Consider the following 17117-nt stretch of genomic DNA (forward strand, 5'->3'; position numbering starts at 1 on the left):
GCTCCGCTTACAGGCGTTCGATGATGCCCGCCGCACCCATGCCGGTGCCGACGCACATCGTGACCATCCCGTACTTCAGGTTGCGGCGGCGCAGGCCGTGCACGACGGTCGCCGCGCGGATCGCGCCGGTCGCGCCGAGCGGGTGGCCGAGCGCGATCGCGCCGCCGACCGGGTTGACCTTCGACGGGTCGAGGCCGAGATCGCGGATCACCGCCAGCGACTGCGCGGCGAATGCCTCGTTCAGCTCGATCCAGTCGAGATCGTCCTGCTTCAGGCCCGCGGCCTTCAGTGCGGCCGGGATCGCTTCCTTCGGGCCGATGCCCATGATTTCCGGCGGCACGCCGCGCACCGCGAAGCTCACGAAGCGCGCGAGCGGCGTCAGGTTGAATTCCTTGAGCACCGTCTCCGACACGACCAGCAGCGCGCCCGCGCCGTCCGACGTCTGCGAGCTGTTGCCGGCCGTGACCGAGCCCTTGTTCGCGAACACCGTGCGCAGCTTCGCGAGGCCTTCGAGCGACGTGTCCGCGCGCGGACCTTCGTCGAGCGCGATCTCGCGCGTCTTCACGTCGACTTCGCCCGTCGCGAGGTTCGGGAAACGCTCGGTGATCGTGTACGCGGAGATTTCGTCGCCGAACTCGCCGGCCTGCTGCGCGGCGAGCGCCTTGCGATGCGACTCGACCGAGAACGCGTCCTGGTCTTCGCGACTCACCTTCCACTGCTCGGCGACGCGCTCGGCCGTCAGGCCCATCCCGTATGCAATGCCGAAATCCTCGCTGCGATCGAAGATGTGCGGCGACATCGACGGCTTGTTGCCCATCATCGGCACCATGCTCATCGATTCGCAGCCGCCCGCGAGCAGCGCGTCCGATTCGCCGACGCGGATGCGGTCCGCCGCCATCGCCAGCGCCGTGATGCCCGACGCGCAGAAGCGGTTGACCGTCACGCCGCCGACCGTCTGCGGCAGGCCCGCGAGCAGCGCGCCCATGCGGGCGACGTTCAGGCCCTGCTCGGCTTCCGGAATCGCGCAGCCGATGATCGCGTCCTCGATCACCTTCGTGTCGAGGCCGGGCACCTGCGCGACCGCCGACTTGATCGCGTGAACCAGCAGCTCGTCGGGGCGCGTGTTCTTGAAGACACCGCGCGGGGCCTTGCCGATCGGGGTGCGGCTGGCGGCGACGATGTATGCGTCTTGCAGTTGTTTGCTCATTTGAAGCTCCTTATCCGCTCGCTCAGTTACGCACCGGCTTGCCGGTCTGCAACATGCCCATGATCCGTTCCTGCGTCTTCTGCGTGCCGAGCAGCTCGACGAACGCGCGGCGCTCGAGCGCGAGCAGCCACTGCTCGTCGACGAGGCTGCCGGCTTCGACGTCGCCGCCGCACACGGCTTCGGCGATGCGGCTCGCGATCAGGTAGTCGTGGTCGCTGATGAAGCGGCCGTCACGCATGTTGACGAGCGACGCCTTGATCGTCGCGATCGCCGAGCGGCCCGCGACCGGCACGTCCTTCGCGCGCAGCGGCGCACGGTAGCCGACGGCCGCCAGCGCGCGTGCCTCCTTCTTCGCGGTGTCGAGCAGCTCGAACACGTTGAAGATGATCGTGTCGGACGGCTTCAGGTAGCCCATCGCGCGTGCATCGTGCGCCGACGACGATACCTTCGCCATCGCCGCGTTCTCGAACGACTTCGTGACGAACTTCAGGATGTCGGTGGTCGCGTTCGCGGCCGTTGCCGCATCCGCCGCGCGCAGCGCCGCCTCCTTCAGGCCACCGCCCGCCGGCACGAGGCCGACGCCGACTTCGACGAGACCGATGTAGCTCTCGACGTGCACGACGCGCTTCGCGCTGTGCAGCATCAGCTCGCACCCGCCGCCGAGCGCGATGCCCGACACGGCCGCGACGACCGGCACGTTCGCGTACTTCACGCGCAGCATGCCTTCCTGGAATTTCTTCACGAACGGCTCGATGCCCTTCGCGCCGCCCATCATGAACGCGGGCATCGCCTCTTCGAGGTTCGCACCGGCCGAGAACGGGCCGCCCGGCGTGCCGAGCTTCAGCGACGTCGGCTGCCAGATCACCACGCCCTTGTAGTCCTTCTCCGCGAGTTCGATCGCCTGCACGAGGCCGTCGATCACGCTCGGTCCGATCGTGTTCATCTTCGACTTGAACGACACGATCACGACGTCGTCCTCGCCTGCGCGATCGTCGACCCAAGCACGCACGGCGTCGGTTTCGAACAGCGTCTTGCCGTACGTCTTCGGGTCGGCGCCGGCTTCGCCGACGAGCGGCGCGCGGAACACCTGCTTGCCGTAGACGGCCAGGTCGGAGCGCGGCACGAAGCGCTTCGACGCCGGCGCCCACGAGCCTTCGGCCGTGTGCACGCCGCCCTTCTCCGCAACCGCGCCTTCGAGCACCCACGACGGCAGCGGCACGTTCGCGAGCGCCTTGCCGGCCGCGATGTCTTCCTGCACCCACTCGGCGACCTGCTTCCAGCCGGCAGCCTGCCAGCCTTCGAACGGGCCTTCGTTCCAGCCGAAGCCCCAGCGGATCGCGAGGTCGACGTCACGCGCGTTGTCGGCGATCGACTCGAGATGCACGCCGATGTAGTGGAACACGTCACGGAAGATCGACCACAGGAACTGCGCGTGCGGATGGTCCGTCTCGCGCAGCAGCTTCAGGCGTTCCGCCGGCGGGCGCTTCAGGATGCGGCCGACGGTTTCATCCGCCTTCGCGCCCGAATCGACGTACGTGCCCGTCTTCGCGTCGAGCACCTTGATCGCCTTGCCTTCCTTCTTGTAGAAGCCGCCGCCCGTCTTCTGGCCGAGCGCGCCCTGCTTCACCAGTTCGGCGAGCACGGCAGGCGTCTGGTAGACCGGGAAGAACGGATCGTCGGCGAGGTTGTCCTGCATCGTCTTGATCACGTGCGCCATCGTGTCGAGGCCGACCACGTCCGCGGTGCGGAACGTCGCCGACTTCGCGCGGCCGAGGCGGCTGCCCGTCAGGTCGTCGACTTCGTCGAAGCGCAGGCCGAACTTCGCGGCCTCGGTGATCACCGCGAGGATCGAGAAGATGCCGACGCGGTTCGCGATGAAGTTCGGCGTGTCCTTCGCGCGCACGACGCCCTTGCCGACGATGCTCGTCAGGAAGGTCTCGAGCTGGTCGAGGATCTCCGGACGCGTGTGCGCGGTCGGGATCAGCTCGACGAGGTGCATGTAGCGTGGCGGGTTGAAGAAGTGCACGCCGCAGAAGCGCGACTTCAGCTCGTCCGAGAAACCTTCGGACAGCTTCGTGATCGACAGGCCCGACGTGTTGGTCGCGAAGATCGCGTTCGGTGCGATGTGCGGCGCGACCTTCTTGTACAGGTCGTGCTTCCAGTCCATCCGCTCGGCGATCGCCTCGATCACGACGTCGCACTCGGCGAGCTTCGCGATGTCGTCTTCGTAGTTCGCGGCTTCGAGGTATTTCGCGTCGTCCTTCACGCCGAACGGCGCGGGCGACAGCTTCTTCAGGTTCTCGATCGCCTTCAGCGCGATCGCGTTTTTCGGGCCTTCCTTGGCCGGCAGGTCGAACAGCAGCACCGGCACGCGCGCGTTGACGAGGTGCGCGGCGATCTGCGCGCCCATCACGCCGGCGCCCAGCACGGCGACCTTGCGAATCAGGAAATTGCTCACGGGATGTCTCCGGATAATGTCGTGCAGCGCGGGTTGTGAGGGCTGCACGACGAAGTGAGTACCAGGAACCGTTGCGTTCGGGCGGCGCGCGGCGCACACCGCCCGGACTCGCGTCAGAACAGCGATTCGTCGACTTCCATCAGCGTCTTCGAGCCGGCGCGCGCGGCGCGGATCGTCGCCGCCGTCTCGGGCAGCAGGCGCGCGAAATAGAAGCGTGCGGTCGCGAGCTTCGACTTGTAGAACGGGTCGCCCGACGCTTCCTTGTCGAGGGCGAGACGCGCCATGCGCGCCCAGAAGTACGAGAACACCAGGTGGCCGACGGTGCGCAGGTACGGCACGGCGGCGGCGCCGACTTCGTCCGGGTTCTGCATCGCCTTCATGCCGATTTCCATCGTCAGCTTCTGCACCTTGTCGCCGATGTCGGCGAGCGGGTTGATGAACTCGGCCATCTCCGGCTTCACGCCTTCGGCTTCCGCGAATTCGGTGACGAGCTTGCCGAACTTCTTCAGCTTCGCGCCCATGTCGCCGAGCACCTTGCGGCCCAGCAGGTCGAGCGACTGGATCGAGTTCGTGCCTTCGTAGATCATGTTGATCCGCGCGTCGCGCACGTACTGCTCCATGCCCCACTCGGAGATGAAGCCGTGGCCGCCGTAGATCTGCATTGCGTGGTTGGTCGACTCGAACGCGTTGTCGGTCAGGAACGCCTTGATGATCGGCGTGAGCAGCGCGACGAGGTCGGCCGCTTCCTTGCGCACCGCTTCGTCACCGTGCGACAGCTCCTTGTCGATCTGCAGCGCGGACCAGTACGTGAATGCGCGCGCGCCTTCCGCGTAGGCCTTCTGCGTGAGCAGCATGCGGCGCACGTCCGGGTGCACGATGATCGGGTCGGCCGGCTTGTCCGGTGCCTTCGGGCCCGTCAGCGAGCGCATCTGCAGGCGCTCCTTCGCGTACGTCAGCGAGTTCTGGTACGCGACTTCCGTGAGGCCCAGGCCCTGCATGCCGACGCCCAGGCGCGCTGCGTTCATCATCACGAACATCGCGTTGAGGCCCTTGTTCGGCTCGCCGACCATCCAGCCCTTCGCGTTGTCGAGGTTCATCACGCACGTCGAGTTGCCGTGGATGCCCATCTTGTGTTCGATCGAGCCGCACTTGATGCCGTTGCGCTCGCCCGGCTCGCCCGCGGCGTCCGGAACGAACTTCGGCACGATGAACAGCGAGATCCCCTTCGTGCCTTGCGGCGCGTCCGGCAGGCGCGCGAGCACGAGGTGGACGATGTTCTTCGACATGTCGTGCTCGCCGCTCGAGATGAAGATCTTCGTGCCGCTGATCGAGTACGAGCCGTCGCCGTTCGGTTCGGCCTTGGTACGCAGGATGCCGAGGTCGGTGCCGCAGTGCGGCTCAGTCAGGCACATCGTGCCCGTCCATTCGCCCGACACGAGCTTCGGCAGATACTGCTTCTGGAGTTCCGGCGCGCCGTGCGCGTGCAGGCATTCGTAGGCGCCGTGCGACAGGCCCGGATACATCGTCCATGCCTGGTTCGCGGAGTTCAGCATTTCGTAGAGCGCGTTGTTCACGAACGCGGGCAGGCCCTGGCCGCCGTAATCCGGATCGCAGCCGAGCGCCGGCCAGCCTGCCTCGACGTACTGCCGATACGCTTCCTTGAAGCCGGTCGGGGTCTTCACGACGCCGTCGCCTTCATACGTGCAGCCTTCACGGTCGCCGACCTGGTTCAGCGGGAACAGTACCTCGGAGCAGAACTTGCCCGCCTCCTCGAGGACCTGGTTGATCGTGTCGGCGTCGAGGTCCGCGTGCCGCGGCATTTGCTTGACCTCGGCTTCGACGTTCAGAAGCTCGTGCAACACGAATTGCATGTCGCGCAGCGGCGCGGCGTACTGTCCCATGACTCTCTCCAAAGGTGGGCAAAACGGCTCGAGCTCCCGGCGGGCGGATCACGCGCCGCTAACGGCTCTCGCTCTGATACGAAACGATCGTCTTTTCCAGCGCGGCCCACGTGAGGCGCACGGCATCCGGCGAATGCAGGAATCGTGCGTCGTGATGCAGGCCGAGCGTGAAGCTGTACAACTCGAAGAGCATCAGGTCCGGATCGGTATCCGCACGCAGATGACCTTCTTCCTTCGCCTGCGAAATGGCACGCAGCATCGCGGCACGCCAGGCCGTCACGCTCGCGATCAACTGCTCGCGCACGGGGCTGTCCGGCCGGTCGTCGTACTCGACGGCGCCGCTGATGTAGATGCATCCGGTCGTCACCTCCTGGATGCGCTTCTCCGTCCAGCGGGCAAGCATCGCCCGAAGGCGCGGCAAGCCTCGCGGCTCGCGCAGGCTCGGAAAGAACACCTCGTTTTCGAAACGATGGTGATACTCGCGGACGACCTCGACCTGCAGGTCTTCGCGCGATCCGAAGTGCGCGAACACACCACTCTTGCTCATCTGCATGCGCTCGGCCAGCAGGCCGATCGTCAGCCCCTCCAGCCCGTCACGGCTGGCAAGGTCCAAAGCAGCTTCGAGTATCGCGGCACGCGTCTGTTCGCCTTTTCGCATAGCTATTTCTGTAACCGTTCGGGGGTTCGAATAAAATCGAACGGCCGTACTATTATTGAGTGCGGCCGCTCGCGAAACAAGGAAATTATTAGAAACCGGTGTCTAACCGAGCCGCTATTTTGCGCGATTCCGGCGGGACCGGAGCGGCTTTTCCGCACGAACGTGCGGACAGATTTTTGAAGCGGATGCTTAGTCCGTGTCAGTCGTAACCACCGACCGTCAGCGCCTTCATCACGATGCGGTACGTGTTGTACGCGATCCAGTTCAGCATGCGCTCGATGCGCGGCCGCGCGGCATACCGGGCGGCGTCGATTTCACGGCCTTCGGTGAAGGCGGCCGCGATTGCGTCGCGCAGTTCGTTGGTGACCGCATCGTAGCGCACCAGCACGACATTCGCCTCATTGTTCAGCATCAGGCTCAGCGCGTCGAGGTTCGACGAACCGACGGTCGCCCAGTTGTCGTCGATCACCGCGACCTTGCCGTGCAGGATCGTCTTGTCGTATTCCGCCACGCGCACGCCCGCGCGCAGCAGCGCGTGATACAGGAACGGCACGGCCGTATCGAGCGCCGTGAACTCGTTGCGGCCGATCAGGATCCGTACGTCGACGCCGCGGCGCGCGGCGCCCGTCAGCGCGCGGCGCAGCTTGCGGCCCGGCATGAAATACGGATTCGCGAGCAGGATCCGCTGGCGCGCCTGGCCGATCGCGGCGAGATACGCCTTCTCGATCGCGCGGCGGTTCACGACGTTGTCGCGCGCGACGAACGCGACGCTCGGCTCCGTCACGACCCGCAGCGCACCGGCCTTGATCCACCGGTGGCTGCGCATCCAGCGCCGGAACATGTCCGGGAACGCCTCGCCGCCGTGCAGCCCGGCCGCGTACTGCGCGTACGGCTTGTGGCCGAACTGGATGCGGTGCCACTGCAGCTCGAACGCGGCGCGCACGTCCGACACCGCCGGCCCGGCCATCTCGACCGCGAAATCCCAGCGCGGGAACGGCAGCGTCGCGCTGCCCTGCGCGTAGTCGTCGACGATGTTGATGCCGCCGCAGAACGCGACCGCATGATCGATCACCGCGAGCTTGCGGTGCGTGCGCGAGAAGCCGAAGCGGCCGAACAGGTAGCGGTTGTAGATGCAGTGCTCGACACCGGCCCCGGCCCACGTATCGAACAGCGGCAGGCGCGCGGTGCCGACGCCGTCGGTGATCACGCGCACGCGCACGCCGCGCTGCGCCGCGCGAATCAGCGCATCCGACACCGGGCGGCCGGCCGCGTCGTCGCAGAAGATGTAGGTTTCGAGCATCACCTGCTCGCGCGCCGCATCGATCCGTTCGATCAGCGCGTGGAAGAATTCGCTGCCGGTCTCGCAGAGCCGCACCGTGTTGCCGGCCGTGAACGCGAGCCGCGACGCGGAGCCGCGCTCCTGCAGGAACATCTGCCGCAATTGCGCGAAGCGCTTGCGGGTTTCCGCATTCATGCGGACGAGCCGTGCGGCGCCCGCGCGAGCGATACGCGCACGGGCAATTGCAGGATCGCCTCGGCGTTCGACGGCGAGAAGCAGCGCGCGGCCGCTTCACGGTACGGCAGCCACGCGTGGTCGACATGCTCGCGCGGCGACAACGTCACGTCGACGCGGCGCGGCACACACAGGCCGAACCAGTGCTCGACGTTGCGCGTGACGCCCGGCGCATAGCGATGCAGGTATTGCGGATAGATGCTGTATTCGATCCGGTGGTGCCAGTCGATCAGCGCGGTGGCCGGCACGTCGTGCGACCCGACCGAGATGCCGGTTTCCTCGGCGACTTCGCGCGCGGCCGTGAGCGCGAGCGGCTCGTCGAGCGCGTCCTTCGATCCGGTCACCGATTGCCAGAAATCGGGCTGGTCGGCACGCTTGATCACCAGCACGTCGAGCTCGGGCGTATAGATCACGACGAGAACGGATTCGGGGATTTTCGGCGGCTTCGTCATCTTTGTTTCATGCGGCACAGGGCCGGGCGCCGGGCCTGTGCCGGAACGTGCGGCAAGTGCTGCGACTGTACCGCAAAAAACGAAAAAGGCGCACCACGGCGCCTTTTTCGCTGGATGTCGTGCACGCGTCGCCGCGCACACGACCTGTGGCACGCGTTACGCCTTCGGCTGTTCCGGCTGACGCAGACGGATGTGCAGTTCGCGCAGCTGACGCTCGTCGACCGGGCTCGGCGCCTGCGTGAGCAGATCCTGCGCACGCTGCGTCTTCGGGAACGCGATCACGTCGCGGATCGAGTCGGCGCCGGCCATCATCGTGACAATGCGGTCGAGACCGAATGCGATACCACCGTGCGGCGGCGCGCCATACTGCAGCGCGTCCAGCAGGAAGCCGAACTTCAGTTGCGCTTCTTCCGCGCCGATCTTCAGCGCGCGGAACACCTTGCTCTGCACTTCCTCACGATGGATACGCACCGAGCCGCCGCCGATTTCCCAGCCGTTCAGCACCATGTCGTACGCCTTCGCGAGGCAACGGCCCGGATCGGTCTCGAGGTACTCGAGGTGCTCGTCCTTCGGGCTGGTGAACGGGTGGTGCGCGGCGACGTAGCGCGCGTCTTCGTCGTCGTATTCGAACATCGGGAAGTCGACGACCCACAGCGGCTTCCAGCCGGCCTGGACGAGGCCGTTCGCCTTGCCGAATTCCGAATGGCCGATCTTCAGGCGCAATGCGCCGAGGCTGTCGTTGACGACCTTCGCGCGGTCGGCCGCGAAGAAGATGATGTCGCCGTCTTCAGCGCCGGTGCGCTCGAGGATCGCCGCGATCGACGCGTCGTGCAGGTTCTTGACGATCGGGCTTTGCAGGCCGTCGCGGCCCTTCGCCTTCTCGTTGACCTTGATCCATGCGAGGCCCTTCGCGCCGTAGATGCGCACGAATTCCGTGTAACCGTCGATGTCGCCGCGCGACAGCTCGCCGCCCTTCGGCACGCGCAGCGCCGCGACACGGCCGTCCTTCGCGTTGGCCGGCGTGCTGAACACCTTGAAGTCGACGTCCTTCATCGCGTCGGTCAGCTCGGTGAATTCGAGCTGCACGCGCAGGTCCGGCTTGTCCGAACCGAAACGCGCCATCGCTTCCGAGTACGGCATCACCGGGAATTTCGCGTCGAGTTCGACGTCGATCGTCGTCTTGAAGATGTGACGGATCATGTCTTCGAACAGGTCGCGGATTTCCTGCTCGCCGAGGAACGACGTCTCGCAGTCGATCTGCGTGAATTCCGGCTGACGATCGGCACGGAGGTCCTCGTCGCGGAAGCACTTGGTGATCTGGTAGTAACGGTCGAAGTTCGCGACCATCAGCAGCTGCTTGAACAACTGCGGCGACTGCGGCAGCGCGAAGAACTGGCCCGCGTTCACGCGCGACGGCACGAGGTAGTCGCGTGCGCCTTCCGGCGTGCTCTTCGTCAGCATCGGCGTTTCGATGTCGATGAAGCCCTGCTCGTCGAGGTACTTGCGTGCTTCGATCGCGACGCGGTAGCGCAGGCGCAGGTTGTGCTGCATCTGCGGACGGCGCAGGTCGAGCACGCGATGCGTGAGGCGCGTCGTTTCCGACAGGTTGTCGTCGTCGAGCTGGAACGGCGGCGTGATCGACGCGTTCAGCACGATCAGCTCATGGCACAGCACTTCGATCTTGCCGCTCTTCAGGCCGGCGTTGACCGTGCCTTCCGGACGGTTGCGCACGAGACCCTTGATCTGCACGCAGAACTCGTTGCGCACGCCTTCGGCGGTCGCGAACATTTCCGCGCGATCCGGGTCGCACACCACCTGCACGAGGCCTTCACGATCGCGCAGGTCGATGAAGATCACACCGCCGTGATCGCGGCGGCGCTGCACCCAGCCGCACAGCGACACGGTTTGGCCCAGCAGGTGTTCGGTCACGAGACCGCAGTATTCAGTACGCATCGACATGATGTTTGCTTTCGTTCGGTTTGATCAACGGGTGCCGCAACGCGCGGCCCGGGCGATGATTCTTTACTTACAGCGGCGGCTCGACGGGACGGCGGGCGGGCGCCGGAGCCGGCGCCGAAGGCGCCACGACGCCCATCGAGACGATGTACTTGAGCGCGGCATCGACCGACATGTCGAGTTCGATGACTTCGCTCTTCGGCAGCATCAGGAAGAAGCCCGACGTCGGGTTCGGCGTCGTGGGCACGTACACGCTCACGTACTCTTCCGTCAGATGGTTGACCACGTCGCCACCGGGCGTGCCCGTCAGAAACGCGATCGTATACGAGCCGCGCCGCGGGTATTCGATCAGCAGTGCCTTGCGGAACGCGTTGCCGCTGCTCGACAGCAGCGTGTCCGACACCTGCTTGACGCTCGTGTAGATCGGCCCGACGACCGGGATGTGACGCACGACCGCGTTCCACCACGTGACGAGCTTCTGGCCGATGAAGTTCTGCGTGGCCAGCCCGACGACGAAGATGAACGCGAGCGTCAGCACCGCGCCGATCCCCGGCAGGTGGAAGCCGAGCATCCGCTCCGGCTGCCACGATTCGGGCAGCAGCAGCAGCGTCTGGTCCATCGTGCCGATGATGAGGCCGAGCACCCACAGCGTGATCGCGAGCGGGACGAGAACCAGCAGGCCGGTCAGGAACACCGTTTTCAGGGTCGTCTTTTTCATCATCTGCCGTCAATCATCATCTGCCGTCAATGAACCGCGCCGGAAGCGCGGGTTGGTCGCGGCCCGGCCGGGCCGCGACGGTCAACTGCCGGCGGCGGGCGCCGTAGCCGGGGCCGGCGCGGCGCTCGTCGTCGTACTTTCGGAGCTCGCGGCAGCGGGCGCGGCTGCCGCAGCGGCCGGTGCCGCCGCCGTGTCGCCGGACGCCGTCGCCGGCGCGCTGGTGCCGCCCGAGCCACCGCGGAAATCGGTGACATACCAGCCGGAGCCCTTCAGCTGGAAGCCGGCGGCGGTGACCTGCTTGCGAAAAGCATCCTTCCCGCATTCGGGGCACTGCGACAACGGCGCGTCGCTCATCTTCTGGAGCACGTCCTTCGCGAAACCGCACGCTTCGCATCGATAGGCGTAGATCGGCATGATATTTTTCCCGCAGAAACTGGAAACGGCTTGCAAAACCTTGAATTATAGCCGAAACCCCGGCGCGCTCCGGCAACGGCCGCGACGCCCCGGCTTCAGCGACGGCGCCACGTGAGCCAGCGCTCGTGCCCTTCGAACACGGCCAGCGAATCGGTCACCGGCAGATCCTCGATCAGTTCGAAGTGCGGCGCGAGCAGCGCATCGAGTTCGGCGCGCTCGATGCCGAACGGCGGCCCCTTCGGTTTCGTCGTCACGAAGAAATAGCCGGCCAGCAACGCTCCGGCCGGCAACAATTCGGCCATCCGCGCCGCATAGCCGGCGCGCAGGCTCGGCGGCAGCGCGCACAGGAACGCGCGCTCGTACACCCACTGCACGTCGAACGGCGATCGGTACGCGAAGAAATCGGCCTGCTCGACGACGTCCGCATGCGCGCCGAGCTGCGCCTTCGCGGTCGCCACCGCCTGCGCCGAGAAATCGATCGCGCGCACGGGCCAGCCGGCCTGCGCGAGCCAGCCGGCCTCCTGCGCGCTGCCGCAGCCGGGAATCAGCACCGCACACGGCTCGAGGCGCTGCGCAAACGCGCGAAACCCGTCGGGCACGCCGCCGAATTCCCACGGCGTCACGCCGCGCGCGAAACGCTCGTCCCAGAACGCGGCGTTGCCGGGGTCGCGCGTCGCGAAATCGGCGGCGCTCGGTGCGGACGGTCGTGTCGGTTCAGGCATCGCGCGGCTCCCTTCGTTCATGCACCGTACGCGAGCGCGAGCAGCACGCGCGCGACGAGCGCCCCGACGCCGACGGCAAGCCCGAAGATCAGCAATGCCTGCAGCAGCCGGTTGGTGCGTTTCTGCTCGACGAGGATCTGACGCATCAGGTCCTCGCTCGCCGCGCGCGGCGCGTCGTGGCGCGCCGCCATCGCATGGTGGATCAGGCGCGGCAGTTGCGGCAGCGTCTTGCTCCACTGCGGCGCCTCGACCTTGAAGCGCTCGTACCAACCGCGCAGGCCGATCTGCTCGGTCATCCAGCGTTCGAGATACGGCTTCGCCGTCTTCCACAGGTCGAGTTCAGGATCGAGCGAACGGCCGAGCCCCTCGACGTTCAGCATCGTCTTCTGCAGCAGCACGAGCTGCGGCTGGATCTCGACGTTGAAGCGGCGCGACGTCGAGAACAGGCGCATCAGCACCTGGCCAAGCGAGATGTCCTTCAGCGCGCGGTCGAAATACGGCTCGCACACCGCGCGAATCGCGCTTTCCAGCTCCTCGACACGCGTCTCGGGCGGCACCCAGCCCGACTCGAGGTGCAGCGTCGCGACGCGGTGGTAATCGCGCTTGAAGAACGCGAGGAAGTTCTGCGCGAGGTAGTTCTTGTCGAAATCCGACAACGCGCCGACGATCCCGAAATCGAGCGCGATATAGCGGCCGAACGTGTTCGGATCGAGGCTCACCTGGATGTTGCCCGGGTGCATGTCCGCGTGAAAGAAACCGTCGCGGAACACCTGCGTGAAGAAGATCTCGACGCCTTCGCGCGCGAGCTTCTTGATGTCGACGCCGGCCGAGCGCAGCGTCTCGACCTGGCTGATCGGCACGCCGGTCATGCGCTCCATCACGAGCACCTGCGACGTCGAGAAATCCCAGAACATCTCGGGCACGAGCAGCAGATCGAGGCCCGCGAAGTTGCGGCGCAGCTGGCTGCCGTTCGCGGCCTCGCGCATCAGGTCCAGCTCGTCGTGCAGGTACTTGTCGAATTCGGCGACGACTTCACGCGGCTTCAGGCGCCGGCCGTCGGCCCACATGCGCTCCGTCCACGTCGCGATGTCGCGCATCAGCGCGAGGTCCGAATCGATCACCGGCAGCATGTTCGGGCGCAGCACCTTGACCGCGACGGCCTTGCCCGCGTGCGGGCCCTGCTTCAGCTTCGCGAAATGCACCTGCGCGATCGACGCGCTCGCGATCGGCTCGCGCTCGAATTCGTCGAACAGCTCGTCGACCGGCGCGCCGAGCGACTTCTCGATGATCGCGATCGCGACCGCCGAATCGAACGGCGGCACCTGGTCCTGCAGCTTCGCGAGTTCGTTCGCGAAATCGACCGACAGCAGGTCGCGGCGGGTCGACAGCACCTGGCCGAACTTCACGAAGATCGGGCCGAGGCTTTCGAGCGCGTGACGCAGCCGCACGGCGGGCGGATCGGAATAGCGGCGGCCGATCGTCGTGATCCGCAACAGCAGTTTCACGCGCCGGTCGTCGATCCGGGACAGCATCACTTCGTCGAGGCCAAAGCGGATGACGGTGTAGACAATCTTGATGAAACGGAAAATGCGCATGCCCTGCGGCCCTCAGTGCGCGCCGCGCGGGCCGGAGCCCGTGCGCGCGCCGATTTTTTGTTCGAGTCGCTCGACCCGTTTCTCGACCCGCGCGAGCGCATCGCGCGCACGCGCCAGTTCGGCGTCGAAGCCGCCGAGCACCGTGCGCCGGACGACTTGCGGGTTTTCGTCGAGCCAGTATTCGGCGACGGAATCGAGCACGTTGCGGCCGGTGCGGCGCGCGCGCGCGCCGGCGTCGCGCACGACCGTCGCGATCCTGTGCGCCGCCGCGTCGCCGACCAGCTTCGCGAGATCTTCCTCAGGTTCCCAGCGCAGGTGCTCGGCCAGCTTCGCGATCTGCGTCGCGAACTCCGCGTCGCCCTCGATCTTCACGTGCTTCATCACGGCCGCCTGGCCGCCCTGCAGGAATGCGGCGACGGTGTCGCCCGCGAGCGCGATCGACACGTCGACGTGTTGCGCATCGCGCGCTTCCACGGCGGACAGATAGCCGTCGGGCTGCACGAGCAGCGTGAGCGTGACGGGCGGCACGTCGAGCCGGGCGGTCTTGCCCGCGTAGGGGATCAGGCGGTCGCGCGCCCACGATTCGCGCGCGAGCAGGTGATTGACAGCAGCAGCAAAAGGCTTGGCGGCAAAGGTCATCGGGCTGGGAAAGAAAAAACCCGCGCGGGCCGGGCGCCCACGCGGGTTTCTATTGTAACGTCGGATCGTCGGCAGACCGCGGCCAACCGCACTCCCGGGCGGCAAGCGGTCGCAGTGCGGCGGCCGTCGCCCGGGCAGCCGGCAAGCCGGCCCCCGGTCATGCTCAGTGCGTGTTGAGCTGCTGGATACCCGCGAGCAGCCAGCCCTGACTGCCCGACTTCGACAGGTTCCACACCTCGTCGAACGGCGCCGCCGACGCATTCGCCGATTCGCGGATCAGCCCGTGGAAGCGCACGCTCGCCGACTGCTCGATGCCGCGATCCTCGATCGCGACCAGTTCCGCGTCGAGCTGCACGACATCGGTCTGGTTCGCCTCGTTGCCGCGCGAGTCGAGGTCGATCTTGATCTCGGCGAACATTTCCGGCGTCGTGAACTCGCGAATGTCGGCCAGGTTGCCCTGGTCCCAGGCTGCCTGCAGGCGCACGAAGTAGACCTTCGCGCTGCGCAGGAACGCTTCGGTGTCGAAGCCGGCCGGCACCTGCAGCGGCGCGGCCGCCATCGCGCCCGCGGCGGCTGCGCCGCCGCCGAACACGCCTTGCGCTTCGTTCGCATAGCTGCTGCCGCTGCCGGCATAGTTGTTGCCGGTGCTGCCTTGCTGGAACGACGGGCTCTGCGAGTAGCCGCCCGACGACGATGCCGAACCGCCCACCGAGTACGCCGGTTCGTGCGAACGGCGACGGTTCATGAACTTGCGGACCAGCCAGATGCCGACCATCGCGAGCAGGGCGATCACGATGACGTTCGCCATCATGCTCGCGAACGCGCCGCCCAGGCCGAAGTGCGACAGCAACGCCGCGATGCCGAGGCCGGCCGCGAGACCGGCGATCGGCCCGAGCCAGCGCGAGCGGTTCGGCTGCGCGGCCGGAGCCGGTGCGGCCGGGTTCGCGCGCTGCGCCTGCGCCGGCGCGGCCTGCTGCATCGGCTGCTGCGCGGGCGGCGTGGCCTGGCGCTGCGTGACGGTGGAGCTTTGACGGCCGATGCTGCGCCCGCCGCCCATGCGCTTGGCTTCAGCGTCGAGCGATGCGAACGTGCCGGCCGTGAGCAGGCCGACCATCAGCAGCGTGCCGACCCGTCGAGCCCACGGCGTCGACGGCTTGCTACGGTTGAACAACGAACGCGATTCGGACATCAGCTTCTCCAGATGTAAGGCGAATGTATGGAAAGAACCCCTTAGTACTTGGTTCCTAGGTGTAACGCTACCACGCCACCTGACAAATTGTAATATTTGACGGCATCGAGGCCCGCTTGTTCCATCATCGTCTTCAGCGTGTCCTGATCGGGGTGCATCCGGATAGACTCAGCAAGATACTTGTAACTTTCAGCATCTTTCGCGAACTTGTCGCCAAGCCACGGTAATACTTTGAAAGAATACAGATCGTACGCTTTTTTCAGCGGATCCCAGACTTTCGAGAATTCCAGCACCATCACGCGGCCGCCGGGCTTCGCCACGCGGCGCATCTCGGCGAGCGCGGCGTCCTTGTGCGTCATGTTGCGCAGCCCGAATGCGACCGTGACGACATCGAAGTAGTTGTCGGGAAAGGGAATTTTCTCGGCGTCGCACAACAGCGACGGCGTCACGATGCCCTTGTCGAGCAATCGGTCGCGGCCGACGCGCAGCATCGATTCGTTGATGTCGGTATGCCAGACCTCGCCCGTCGGGCCCGCCGCCTTCGCGAACGCCTTGGTCAGGTCGCCCGTGCCGGCCGCGATGTCGAGCACCTTGAAGCCGGGGCGCACGTTCGCCTGCGCAATCGTGAACGCCTTCCACGCGCGGTGCATGCCGGCCGACATCAGGTCGTTCATCAGATCGTAGTTGCTCGCGACCGAATGGAACACGCCCGCCACTTTCTTCGCTTTTTCGGTTTCCTCGACGCTTTCGAAGCCGAAGTGGGTTTTGCTCATCGCGTTGATCCTCAGTAAATGGCAAGACGGCGCCGAGCGGGCGCCGTCGATTTCAGTGGCAGTGGCCGTGCGGCGCGGGAGCCGCCTGCATCGGCGCGTCGCGCTCGACGCCCGCCGCCTTCAGTTTGTCGAAATAGTCGCGCCACAGCGCGTCCTGCTGCGTCGCCAGTTCGTACAGCAGATCCCACGAATAGATGCCGGTCGAATGGCCGTCCGAGAACGTCGGCTGCAGCGCGTAGTTGCCCACGCCCTCGAGCGCGGTGATCGTCACCTCGCGCTTGCCGGTCTGCAACGTCTCCTGGCCGGGCCCGTGGCCGCGCACCTCGGCCGACGGCGAATAAACGCGCATCAGCTCGAACGGAATCCGGTAGCTCTCGCCGTTCGGGTACTGCAATTCGAGCACGCGCGACACCGCGTGCACGACGACGCCGGACGGAATCGGCGTCGTGGAAGTCAAACCGCTCATGGCTGCCTCGAATCGGTCATGCGTTGAATTTCCTCGCGCACCGCATTGTGCAGCAGCGAGGCCTGCGCCGCGCGCGTGCGCAGCAGTGCCTCGGACACGCTGCGCTGGCGCGGCGCCCAGACGGGCTGCGGGAAATGGGCGTCGTTGGAGAAGCGCGGGATCACGTGCCAGTGCACGTGCGGCACCATGTTGCCGAGGCTCGCGAGATTCACCTTGTTCGGCTGCATCACACGGCGCACGGCCCGCTCCACCGCATAGACCACGCGCATCAGATGTGCCCGCTCGGGCTCGCCGAGATCGGAAAACTCGGCCACGTGCGTGCCCCAGATCACCCGGCAGAAGCCCGGGTAGTCGTGCTCGCCCGTCGCAAGCACGACGCGCAGCGCATCGTCCTGCCAGAGCACCTCGCCGCCGTCTTCACGGCAAAACACGCATTCCATCGTCGCTCCCATGTGG

General features: G+C 66.3%; 16 protein-coding genes. All 16 read right to left on the reverse strand.

The window, feature by feature from the left end; all coding sequences use genetic code 11:
* Positions 1 to 7 precede the first annotated feature (7 nt).
* Entirely contained in the window at positions 8 to 1207 is a 1200-nt protein-coding gene (locus ACV22V_RS12765; RefSeq protein WP_448014078.1) for an acetyl-CoA C-acyltransferase, read from the reverse strand.
* Positions 1208 to 1229: 22 nt separating this feature from the next.
* Positions 1230 to 3665 (reverse strand): 3-hydroxyacyl-CoA dehydrogenase/enoyl-CoA hydratase family protein, encoded by a 2436-nt coding sequence (locus ACV22V_RS12770; RefSeq protein WP_124900921.1) that lies wholly within the window; start codon positions 3663 to 3665, stop codon positions 1230 to 1232.
* A 113-nt stretch (positions 3666 to 3778) separates the two neighbouring features.
* Entirely contained in the window at positions 3779 to 5566 is a 1788-nt protein-coding gene (locus tag ACV22V_RS12775; protein WP_059690653.1) for an acyl-CoA dehydrogenase C-terminal domain-containing protein, read from the reverse strand.
* 58 nt (positions 5567 to 5624) lie between these two features.
* On the reverse strand, positions 5625 to 6224 hold the full coding sequence (locus tag ACV22V_RS12780; RefSeq protein WP_006751498.1) for a TetR/AcrR family transcriptional regulator: 600 nt from the start codon (positions 6222 to 6224) through the stop codon (positions 5625 to 5627).
* 199 nt (positions 6225 to 6423) lie between these two features.
* A complete protein-coding gene (gene clsB, locus ACV22V_RS12785) occupies positions 6424 to 7698 on the reverse strand; it encodes a cardiolipin synthase ClsB (RefSeq protein ID WP_448014081.1) in 1275 nt (424 codons plus the stop codon).
* Complete coding sequence (gene nudB / locus ACV22V_RS12790) at positions 7695 to 8189, reverse strand: dihydroneopterin triphosphate diphosphatase (protein ID WP_059528191.1); 495 nt, start codon at positions 8187 to 8189, stop codon at positions 7695 to 7697. The genes clsB and nudB overlap by 4 nt, the downstream gene beginning before the upstream one ends.
* A gap of 156 nt (positions 8190 to 8345) precedes the next feature.
* On the reverse strand, positions 8346 to 10148 hold the full coding sequence (gene aspS, locus ACV22V_RS12795) for an aspartate--tRNA ligase (protein WP_059528194.1): 1803 nt from the start codon (positions 10146 to 10148) through the stop codon (positions 8346 to 8348).
* Between the two features lie 67 nt (positions 10149 to 10215).
* The gene (locus tag ACV22V_RS12800; protein WP_006477842.1) at positions 10216 to 10866 is read right to left on the reverse strand and encodes a DUF502 domain-containing protein; all 651 of its coding nucleotides are present in this window, start codon (positions 10864 to 10866) and stop codon (positions 10216 to 10218) included.
* Positions 10867 to 10944: 78 nt separating this feature from the next.
* Positions 10945 to 11277, reverse strand: coding sequence for an FmdB family zinc ribbon protein (locus ACV22V_RS12805; RefSeq protein ID WP_448014098.1), 333 nt, complete (start codon positions 11275 to 11277; stop codon positions 10945 to 10947).
* Between the two features lie 95 nt (positions 11278 to 11372).
* Positions 11373 to 11999 (reverse strand): methyltransferase domain-containing protein, encoded by a 627-nt coding sequence (locus ACV22V_RS12810; RefSeq protein WP_448014084.1) that lies wholly within the window; start codon positions 11997 to 11999, stop codon positions 11373 to 11375.
* 17 nt (positions 12000 to 12016) lie between these two features.
* The gene (ubiB, locus tag ACV22V_RS12815; protein ID WP_059528200.1) at positions 12017 to 13594 is read right to left on the reverse strand and encodes a ubiquinone biosynthesis regulatory protein kinase UbiB; all 1578 of its coding nucleotides are present in this window, start codon (positions 13592 to 13594) and stop codon (positions 12017 to 12019) included.
* Positions 13595 to 13606: 12 nt separating this feature from the next.
* Complete coding sequence (locus tag ACV22V_RS12820) at positions 13607 to 14233, reverse strand: ubiquinone biosynthesis accessory factor UbiJ (RefSeq protein ID WP_448014085.1); 627 nt, start codon at positions 14231 to 14233, stop codon at positions 13607 to 13609.
* A gap of 163 nt (positions 14234 to 14396) precedes the next feature.
* Entirely contained in the window at positions 14397 to 15422 is a 1026-nt protein-coding gene (locus ACV22V_RS12825; RefSeq protein WP_448014087.1) for a Tim44 domain-containing protein, read from the reverse strand.
* 41 nt (positions 15423 to 15463) lie between these two features.
* On the reverse strand, positions 15464 to 16195 hold the full coding sequence (ubiE, locus tag ACV22V_RS12830; RefSeq protein WP_059528209.1) for a bifunctional demethylmenaquinone methyltransferase/2-methoxy-6-polyprenyl-1,4-benzoquinol methylase UbiE: 732 nt from the start codon (positions 16193 to 16195) through the stop codon (positions 15464 to 15466).
* 52 nt (positions 16196 to 16247) lie between these two features.
* The gene (locus ACV22V_RS12835; RefSeq protein WP_011886002.1) at positions 16248 to 16661 is read right to left on the reverse strand and encodes a gamma-butyrobetaine hydroxylase-like domain-containing protein; all 414 of its coding nucleotides are present in this window, start codon (positions 16659 to 16661) and stop codon (positions 16248 to 16250) included.
* On the reverse strand, positions 16658 to 17101 hold the full coding sequence (locus ACV22V_RS12840; RefSeq protein ID WP_044846840.1) for an HIT family protein: 444 nt from the start codon (positions 17099 to 17101) through the stop codon (positions 16658 to 16660). Before ACV22V_RS12840 ends, ACV22V_RS12835 begins: the two co-directional genes overlap by 4 nt.
* Between the last annotated feature and the right edge of the window lie 16 nt (positions 17102 to 17117).

This window comes from Burkholderia sp. AW33-5 (assembly GCF_053427615.1).

Coding starts and splice junctions, on each gene's coding strand:
- ACV22V_RS12805 (WP_448014098.1), bottom strand. CDS start 11,277: ATGCCGATCTACGCCTATCGATGCGAAGCGTGCGGTTTCGCGAAGGAC.
- ACV22V_RS12775 (WP_059690653.1), bottom strand. CDS start 5,566: ATGGGACAGTACGCCGCGCCGCTGCGCGACATGCAATTCGTGTTGCAC.
- ACV22V_RS12780 (WP_006751498.1), bottom strand. CDS start 6,224: ATGCGAAAAGGCGAACAGACGCGTGCCGCGATACTCGAAGCTGCTTTG.
- ACV22V_RS12835 (WP_011886002.1), bottom strand. CDS start 16,661: ATGAGCGGTTTGACTTCCACGACGCCGATTCCGTCCGGCGTCGTCGTG.
- ACV22V_RS12820 (WP_448014085.1), bottom strand. CDS start 14,233: ATGACCTTTGCCGCCAAGCCTTTTGCTGCTGCTGTCAATCACCTGCTC.
- ACV22V_RS12765 (WP_448014078.1), bottom strand. CDS start 1,207: ATGAGCAAACAACTGCAAGACGCATACATCGTCGCCGCCAGCCGCACC.
- ACV22V_RS12810 (WP_448014084.1), bottom strand. CDS start 11,999: ATGCCTGAACCGACACGACCGTCCGCACCGAGCGCCGCCGATTTCGCG.
- clsB (WP_448014081.1), bottom strand. CDS start 7,698: ATGAATGCGGAAACCCGCAAGCGCTTCGCGCAATTGCGGCAGATGTTC.
- nudB (WP_059528191.1), bottom strand. CDS start 8,189: ATGACGAAGCCGCCGAAAATCCCCGAATCCGTTCTCGTCGTGATCTAT.
- ACV22V_RS12825 (WP_448014087.1), bottom strand. CDS start 15,422: ATGTCCGAATCGCGTTCGTTGTTCAACCGTAGCAAGCCGTCGACGCCG.
- aspS (WP_059528194.1), bottom strand. CDS start 10,148: ATGTCGATGCGTACTGAATACTGCGGTCTCGTGACCGAACACCTGCTG.
- ACV22V_RS12840 (WP_044846840.1), bottom strand. CDS start 17,101: ATGGAATGCGTGTTTTGCCGTGAAGACGGCGGCGAGGTGCTCTGGCAG.
- ubiB (WP_059528200.1), bottom strand. CDS start 13,594: ATGCGCATTTTCCGTTTCATCAAGATTGTCTACACCGTCATCCGCTTT.
- ACV22V_RS12800 (WP_006477842.1), bottom strand. CDS start 10,866: ATGATGAAAAAGACGACCCTGAAAACGGTGTTCCTGACCGGCCTGCTG.
- ubiE (WP_059528209.1), bottom strand. CDS start 16,195: ATGAGCAAAACCCACTTCGGCTTCGAAAGCGTCGAGGAAACCGAAAAA.